This is a genomic window from Brachybacterium sp. HMSC06H03 (assembly GCF_001807385.1).
Taxonomy (GTDB): Bacteria; Actinomycetota; Actinomycetes; order Actinomycetales; family Dermabacteraceae; genus Brachybacterium; species Brachybacterium conglomeratum.
Window position 1 is genome coordinate 1 of sequence record NZ_KV788711.1, and the last position, 8,316, is coordinate 8,316.

General features: G+C 71.6%; 3 protein-coding genes and 1 other RNA gene. 2 read left to right on the plus strand and 2 right to left on the minus strand.

The window, feature by feature from the left end:
• Positions 1 to 4,300, minus strand: a 4,300-nt coding sequence (locus HMPREF3159_RS04805; protein WP_256374510.1) for a lamin tail domain-containing protein, incomplete at its 3' end; no start/stop codon positions are given.
• A gap of 293 nt (positions 4,301 to 4,593) precedes the next feature.
• On the opposite strand from HMPREF3159_RS04805, the gene HMPREF3159_RS04810 reads away from it, so the two are divergent.
• Complete coding sequence (locus HMPREF3159_RS04810; RefSeq protein ID WP_070499918.1) at positions 4,594 to 5,943, plus strand: MFS transporter; 1,350 nt, start codon at positions 4,594 to 4,596, stop codon at positions 5,941 to 5,943.
• Between the two features lie 272 nt (positions 5,944 to 6,215).
• Here HMPREF3159_RS04810 and ffs read toward each other — a convergent pair.
• Positions 6,216 to 6,312: signal recognition particle sRNA small type (ffs, locus tag HMPREF3159_RS04815), an RNA gene on the minus strand.
• Between the two features lie 219 nt (positions 6,313 to 6,531).
• Between ffs and HMPREF3159_RS04820 the strand changes: the two genes are divergently transcribed.
• Positions 6,532 to 8,076: an alanine/glycine:cation symporter family protein gene (locus tag HMPREF3159_RS04820; RefSeq protein ID WP_070499919.1), complete on the plus strand. Its 1,545-nt coding sequence runs from the start codon at positions 6,532 to 6,534 to the stop codon at positions 8,074 to 8,076.
• The last annotated feature ends 240 nt before the right edge of the window (positions 8,077 to 8,316 follow it).

The following is an 8,316-nucleotide window of genomic DNA, read 5'->3' on the forward strand; positions in this document are numbered from 1 at the left end:
CGGAGCCGCCGTCGCCGGAGCCGCCATCGCTGCCGGAGCCGCCGTCGGACCCCTCCCCGCCGTCGCCCGGCGCGCCGCCCTCGCAGCCCGTCGCGTCCCCGGTCAGCGTCAGCCCACGCACCTCGGAGCGGGCGATGCCGCCGTGGGGATCGGTGACGCGCACGTACCAGGAGTGGGTCCCGACGCCGAGCACCGCGGAGTCCGCCTCGACGGTCTCGTCCGAGGCGACGTCCTGGACCTGTGCGAACTCCTCGGAGGAGAGAACGTCGGCGCGGAACGCGTCGGTGGTGAGCTCCTTGTCGGCGGGCTCGATGCCGAGCTGCGCGTAGGAGACCTCGAAGTCCTGGTCCTCGGGGGTCAGGGTCGCGTCGTCGCTCGAGTACTGCTCGAGCGAGGGCGAGAAGGTGCGCACCATCATCCGCTCGCCCTCGTTGTCGAAGTGGAGCAGGCGCAGGAAGCCCTGGCCGCCCTCCGGCAGGCCCTGGTAGTCGAACAGCATCTGCGTGACCTCGCGGTCCGGCGTGCCGTCGCCGTCGTCGTCGAAGGAGTCCACGCGGGTATGGGCGTCATGGTAGTGCCCGCTCATCACCATGGACACGTTCGGGTTCGTGGCCACGACCTCGTCCTGGATCCGCTGCGGGATCGGGCCGAGACCGCCGGTGGTGAGCATGTACTCGTGGAGGTTGATGATCGCGGTGCGCTCCGGGTACTGGGCGAGCACCTCGTTCATCCAGTCGATCTCGGCATCGCCAGGGCCCCAGCCCTGGGAGACCACGATGAAGTCGACGCCGCCGGCGCTGAACAGGGTGTAGGAGCCGCGGTTGTCCTCGTAGAACCCGCCGTACCATGGATTGTCCTCATAGCGGTGCTTCCCGAAGTGCTTCGAGTACTCGCTGTAGTCGCCGTCCATGTGGCCGACGTCGTGGTTGCCGGCGAGCACGTTGTAGGGCAGGCCCGCCTCGTCGAGCTGGGCGTAGGCGGGGTTCGCGTTCGCCCACTGCTCGGGCTTGTCGGACTCGTCCACGATGTCGCCGGTGTGGAAGAGGTACTGCAAGTTCATCGGCTCGCGCTGCTCGAGCAGGAACTCGTGGATGTTCAGCTGGTGCTCGTAGAACTCCTCGTTGTAGTACTGGGTGTCGGACTCCCAGGCCAGCGTGAAGTCGTACTCCGAGCGGTCGGTCGCCTCCGGATGGTGCGGGGCGGTCGCGTCGCCGCGGGAGGAGAGGTCTCCTCCGGACCAGCCCACGGAGTGCTGGACGACGGCGCGCAGCTGACCGCCGGAGACGTGACCGGCAGCAGGGACCACTTCGTCGAAGGCGACGGAGCCGTCCTCGGCGGCGAAGGCGTGGGCGACCTCGACGAGCTCGCCGCCGGCGGTCTCCTCGACCAGCAGTCGCACCCGTGCGCCGGGATCTGCGCTCCCCTCCCAGGTCACGTGCACCTCGGCGTCCTCGCCCGCCCCCTCGGGGACGTCGACGGCGAACTCGTGGAAGGGCAGGGCGTCCTCGGAGGCGGTGGTCTGCCCGCCGATGAGCGCCGCGCCCTCGCGCTCGGAGGCGTCGGCGTCGCGCACCTCGCCGGCGGTGCCCGCAACGGTCCCGTCGGCCAGAGATGCGCTGGTACCGGCGCGGAAGGAGACGTCCATCCGGTCGCCCGACGGGTCGGTGACGCGGGCGACGAGATCGGGCGCCTCGCAGACCGGCAGGGTCAGGCCGTCCTCGGTGAGGAGGGTCGCGGTCGGGTCCTCGACGGGGGTGGTGAAGGCGAGGGTGCGCGTCGCCTCGTTGCCGAGCTCGTCGGCCGCGGTGATCTCCAGGGTGTGCTCGCCCGGATCGAGGGTGAGGGAGGAGAGCTCCTCGCCCGGCTGGACCTCCTCGCCGTCCAGCAGCACGGTGAGGGAGGCGAGGCCGCTGCCGGAGTCCTCCGCGGCCACGTCCAGGGAGAAGCTGCCCTGGTAGTCGGCGCCGTCCTCGATCCCGGTGCTGATGGTCGGGGCGGTGTTGTCGACGAGCACGGTGCGCTCGACGCGGTTCCCGTCCCCGTCGGCGCCGACCAGCACGTGCTCGCCGTCGGCCACGGCGGTGGTGTCCCAGGCGACGGCGTGCGCGGTGAAGGCGTCCTCCGGGATCTCGAAGACGGCGTCGTAGAGGTCGTGCTTGCCGGCCGAGTCGCCCATCGCGATGATCTCGGCGGGGTCGACTCCGTCGACAGGGCGGAGGGTGCGGCCGTCGGGCAGGATCAGGCGCAGGTTCCGGATCGAGAAGTCGTCGTTGTTCTCGTTCTCGTCGATGCCGGGATACGCCTTGGTGCCGGCGGCGACCGTCACCGTGAGCGGCTCGCCCCGCACCACGTGCTGCAGCGGCACCTCGGCGTCGTGGCCGACCCAGTTCGCGTAGGTGCCCTCGTCGAAGATCGAGATGATCTCGTCGCCCACCAGCACGCCGTTGCGGAAGAAGGTGTCGGTCTGGGAGACGTCCATCGCGAAGACCGGTGCGGCCTCGAGCGCGGGGACGACGTCGCTGCGCTCGGTCCCGTCGATGCTCACCGTCGCCTCGGCCGGGTACCGGTCGCCGGCCACCGACACGGAGGCGGTGCCGGAGACGTACTGCCCCTCGGCGAGGTTCATGCGCAGCGGGGCCGCGTCCACGCCGGTCAGCGCCACCCGGGTGGGCTCGGTGCGGGTCTCGTTCGTGCCGTCGGAGGCGACGACGTAGTACTCGAACCAGCGCTTGCCGGTGAGGTCCGCGGCGGGGATCGCGTGGTCGAAGCGGTCGCCCTCGGTGCGGCGCACGGTGATCGGGGTGAACTCGTCCTCGGCGCTGGAGCGGAGGTGGAGGGTGACGGTGCGGGCCTGCACGTCATCGGTGACCTCGTGGCTGATCACGGCATCGGCCGACGGGTCCAGCTCCGCAGGGCTGAGGTCGTGGACCTCGGGGGCCTGCTCGTCGGCGGGGACGTCGACGAGCTCTGCCGGCACCTGGGAGGGGTCCACCGCGCCCGGGGTGGCGGGGGCGAGCCCGGTCTTCGCCGCGCGGGAGAAGTCGGGCTGCGCGCCGTCGGCGCCGTCGCCGGTGCGGTACTGGATGCCTTGGTCGGGCTGGGTGTCGTCGGCGCCGGAGAGGTTGTAGAACGCGCGGTGGACGCTGTCGCCGGCGCGGGTGCGGATCTCGAGCCCGCGCCCGGAGCCGTTGGCCATCCCGGCGGTGGGGGTCTCGACGAGGTGCAGCGAGGCGGGGTCCACGCCGTAGTTCGCGGCGAAGTCCTCGGCGGTGGCGGCGTCGTCGGAGCCGTTGCGCACCCAGATCACGAGGGTGCCGCCGGGCTCGATCACGGCGTCCGACGGGCTGAGCGGCCAGTCCGCGGCGTTGGTGATCGACTCGCCGTCGGCGGTGTAGAGATAGCGCAGCTCGTAGTCCGCCATCGAGATCGGGGCGGAGGTGGCGTTGTACAGCTCGATGAACTCGTAGCCGTCGGCACCGTCGATGTTGGTGGAGTCGGGGACCAGCTCGGTGATCTGCAGGTGGCCGACGAGGGAGTCGGCGGGAGGTGCGGCCGGCGGGTCCACGGGCTCGGCGGGCTCCTCCGGCTGCTCGGCCTCGGCCGGCGTGAGCTGGGAGGGGTCGACGGTGCCCGGGGTGGGGGCGGCGGCGCTCGCGAACAGGGTCGCGGAGAGCGAGTCGGCCGCCGGGAGCGCGAAGTGGGCACTGCGATCCTGGCCGATGGAGCCGGCGGGGTAGAAGCTGCGGGAGACCTCGGCGCCGGCACCGTCGAGCACCCGCACGCCGCGGCCGCCGCCGTTGGCCATGCCGGGCTGGCCGGTCACGCGCACGACGGGGACGTCCTCGGCGGCGCCCCAGTGGGCACGGAACTCCTCCACGGTGCGGGCGAAGGAGTCCAGGTCCTTCGCCTCGTAGCTCAGCCACAGCACGAGCGAGTCGCCGGGCGCGATCTCGACCGTCTCCTCGAGGGCGAGCGGGACGTCGCGGGACGTGTCGGCGCTGTCGGCGTAGATGTAGCTCAGCGAGTGGCCGTCCTCGCCGCCGACGACGACCGGCTCGGTCGAGGTGTTGGTGAGCTCGAGGAACTCGAACTCGTCGGCCCCGACGGTGTCCGGTGCGATCTCGGTGACCAGCAGCGGGCCGCCGGGGACGGGAGCGGCCTGCGCGGCGGGGATCGCGCTGCCGGCGAGCGCGCCGAGCGGTCCGGTCAGCGGCAGGACGGCGGGGCCGAGGGCGAGGGCGGTGCCGGCGAGCAGGGCGATGCCGGCGCGGCACAGCGGCGGGGAGCTGGGAGTGGGCATGGTGTCCGTTCTCGTCGTGAGGAGCACTGTGTGGGAGCGCTCCCATACGTACGGGGCGAAGGCGAACGGCGCATGACGCGAGGGTGTCCCGGAACCGGCGCGACCATTGCGGACCGGTCTCGATCCGGTCACCGGTGACTCCGCGCACCCCGCCTGCCCCCGCCCTGGTCACGCCCCCCGCGTCCCGCATAGGATCGATGCGTTCCCCACCCGCTCCGGCGGGTTCCCGGGTGCATCTACCTCGGGTCCACGACGTGGATCGTCCAAGGCGGCACCAGCGTCATGGAGGTTCGATGACCACGCCGCACACCGCCCCGCAGCCCCGCGCCGACGACGCGCAGCCCGTCGACGGCCCGACTCGAGGCACCCCCGCTCCCACCACGCTGCGCCGCGAGGCGGGCACCGCCTACTTCCCCATCGCGTTCATCGCCCGCTTCCCCTTCGCGATGATGATCGTGGGCACCCTGACCCTGGTCGTCGCCGCCCGCGACTCGATCGCGCTGGGCGGGCTGAACTCGGCCGTGCTCGGCCTCGGCTCCGCGCTGGTGGGCCCGCTGCTGGGCGCCGCCGCGGACCGCTTCGGCCAGCGCCGCGTGATCCTGGTGGCCGGGATCGTGAACTCGCTGGCGCTGATGGGCCTGGCCTGGGTGGCCTTCAGCCCGCTGCCCGATGCGGCGGTGCTCGCCGTGGGCTTCGTGATCGGTGCGTCCTCCCCGCAGATCGGCCCGTTCTCGCGAACCCGCCTGGTGCACCTGATCCTCACCCGCCTGCCGGCCGCGCGCCGGGCGAAGAGCCTCAACGCCACGATGGGCTACGAGTCCGCGGCCGACGAGACCGCCTTCGTGTTCGGCCCCGTGGTGGTGGGCCTGCTGGCCACGACGATGTCCCCGGCGGCGCCGATGATCGGCGCGGCCCTGCTGACCCTCGTGTTCGTCACCGCCTTCGCGCTGCATCCCACCGCGCGCGCCTCCGTGCCCAGCAGCGAGTCGCCGACCGAGCAGGCGCCCGCCGCGGAGCTGCGCACCGTGCGGGTGCTCGTGCTGGTCGCCGGGGCGCTCGGCGTCGGCCTGTTCTTCGGCACCGTGCTGACCTCGCTGACGGCGTTCCTCGACACCCGCGGCGCCGGCGACTCCGCCGGCCTGGTCTACGGGGTGATGGGCGTCGGCTCGACGATCCTGGCGCTGTCGATCTCGCTGTTCCCGGAGACTTTCCGCCGCTCCCACCGCTGGCTGGTGTTCTCCACGCTGATGCTCGCCTCGATGGTCGCCTTCGGGCTCGCCGGCGGGCTGGGGGGCCTGGTCGGGGCGATGGCCGTGGCGGGCATCGGCATCGGGCCGACGATCGTGACGATCTACAGCCTCGCCGCGGACCGCGCCCCACAGGGCCGCTCGGCGACGCTGATGTCGATGCTCGGCTCGGCCACGATCGTCGGCCAGTCCGCGACCTCGGCGCTGACCGGCGCGGTCGCGGACGGCGTCGGGGCCGAGGCCGCGATGTGGCTGCCGACCGGAGCGGCGGCGTTCGTGGTCCTCGCCGCGCTGGTCAACGCCGCGCTCGGCGATCCCCGGGCCGCGACCCCGTCGGAGCCGACGATGGAGGAGCGGGCGAGCACCCTGGAGGAGCTCCCGGCCGAGCATCTGTGAGCGGGCGCCCGGGGCTCACCGCACCGGCAGGGCGGCCCCGGACACCGCTCCGGGCGTCGTCGCGCGGCGCCTGCCGCCGAGGTGTAGCACGGCCGCCCGAGCGGATCACGCCCGGAGGGCCGGAACGGGGAGGACCGCTTGACCAAGACAAGGGTATCCCCCGTCGGAGGCGCGGGCGCGGGGCGGCAGGGGGCGCGTTCGTCGGCCGCAGGCGCCGCGTCGATGGCCGCACCTGCGAGGCCGCCGGCCGTCGGACCTCCTGCGCCCGGGCATGAAGCGACCCCTCGCGCACCTGTCAGAGCTCACCTGCCCTTGCTGCCGTCAAGCCCTGGGGGAGTTCAGCAAGATGACACCGCACGAGGGGTCGCCCATGAGTCTACAGACGAGGCCGGTCCGCGTCATGCCGGACCGGTCGGATGTCGCCGGATTCACCGCTGCGCGCGCATTGCAGTCGGATAACGGACACCTCTTGACGTGTCTGCGGGGCTGTGACGCGCTACTGTTCCTCCACGACGATGTCGGTGACCGGGCTCACAGGCGAGCCCGATGTCCGTCCGCGACCATCCTTCCCCTCCCCATGGAGCTCCCATGTTCTTCGACACCTTGATCACCGGGGCCAACAACCTCGTGTGGTCGCTCCCCCTCGTGGGTCTGCTGCTGCTGACAGGCCTCTACTTCTCCCTGCGCACGCTGTTCCTGCAGGTCCGCTGCCTCCCCGACATGCTGGCCCAGCTGAAGAAGGGCGAGGCCTCCCCAGACGGCACCTCGTCCTTCCAGTCGCTGATGATGTCCCTCGCGGGACGCGTCGGCATGGGCAACATCGGCGGTGTGGCCACCGCGATCGCGATCGGCGGCCCGGGCGCCGTGTTCTGGATGTGGCTGATCGCCTTCCTCGGCGCCGCGACCTCCTTCGTCGAGTGCACCCTCGGCCAGATCTACAAGGAGAAGGACAAGGACACCGGCGAGTACCGCGGCGGCCCCGCGTACTACATCGAGAAGGCGTTCAAGCACACCGCGGCCGCCCCGGCATTCCTCGTCTACGCGATCGTGTTCTCGATCGTCACCGTCGTGGCGATGTGCTTCTTCCTGCCGGGCGTGCAGGGCAACGGCATGGCCTCCGCGGCCTACGAGGCCTGGGGCCTGCCCCACTGGGTCACCGCCGTCGGCGTGGTCATCCTGCTGGCCTTCATCATCATCGGCGGCGTGAAGCGCATCGCGCACTTCGCCGTGCTGGTCGTGCCGCTCATGGCGATCCTCTACATCGTCGCCGCCCTGATCGTGTTCTTCGTGAACTTCGATCAGATCCCCCACGTCTTCGGACTGATCTTCTCGAGCGCCTTCGGCGCCCACGCCGTCTTCGGCGCGATCGTCGGCAAGGCCGTCGAGATGGGCGTCAAGCGCGGCCTCTACTCCAACGAGGCCGGCCAGGGCACCGGCCCCCACGCCGCCGCTGCCGCCGAGGTCTCGCACCCTGCCAAGCAGGGCTTCGCCCAGTCCTTCGCGGTCTACATCGACACCCTCTTCGTGTGCACCGCGACCGCGTTCCTGATCATCTCCACCGACATGTACCAGGTGTTCCAGGGTCCCGAGGAGGAACTCATCTACGCCGGTTCGGTCCCCGAGGGCACCGACTACGGTCCCGAGTTCGCGCAGAACGGCTTCGAGTCCGTGTTCCACGGCCTCGGTCCGACCTTCGTGGCGATCGCGCTGTTCTTCTTCGCCTTCACCACGATCGTGGCCTACTACTACATGGCCGAGGTCAACCTCACCTACCTCAACCGCTGGATCCCCCACCGCACCGCGCGACGCGTCCTGGTGCGCTTCCTGCAGGCGCTGATCCTCGTGGCCGTCGTGTACGGCTCGGTGACCACCACGGGCAACGCCTGGGCGCTCGGCGACATCGGCGTCGGCGCGATGGCGTGGCTGAACGTGGTCGCGATCCTCATCCTCCAGGGCCCTGCGCTCAAGGCGCTGAAGGACTACCAGCAGCAGAAGAAGGCCGGCAAGGACCCGCAGTTCGACCCGCGCCTGCTCGGCATCAAGAACGCCGAGTTCTGGGAGCTGCGGGCCGACGGCCTGGTCCGGCACGGCGAGACCGGGGAGGACCTCGAGAAGAAGGTCGCCGGCCGCTGACGCGGACCACCACCCGCTGTCGTTCGGACGAGCGGCCGGTCCTCGGGGCCGGCCGCTCCTCCGTCCACGCGGGGACTTCCAGGAGTGCGGGGCGCGGCTCCCCCGAGCCGATCTTCGCCCGATCCACGGAGCGGCGCCGCGCCTCGCCGCCCTCCCGGACGTCCGCGCCGCACACAGATGCGCTCCCTGCGTGACCTCGGGGCCGTATACGGCGTGAGGTCACGCAGGGAGCGCAGAGTT

Coding starts and splice junctions, on each gene's coding strand:
- HMPREF3159_RS04810 (WP_070499918.1), top strand. CDS start 4,594: ATGACCACGCCGCACACCGCCCCGCAGCCCCGCGCCGACGACGCGCAG.
- HMPREF3159_RS04820 (WP_070499919.1), top strand. CDS start 6,532: ATGTTCTTCGACACCTTGATCACCGGGGCCAACAACCTCGTGTGGTCG.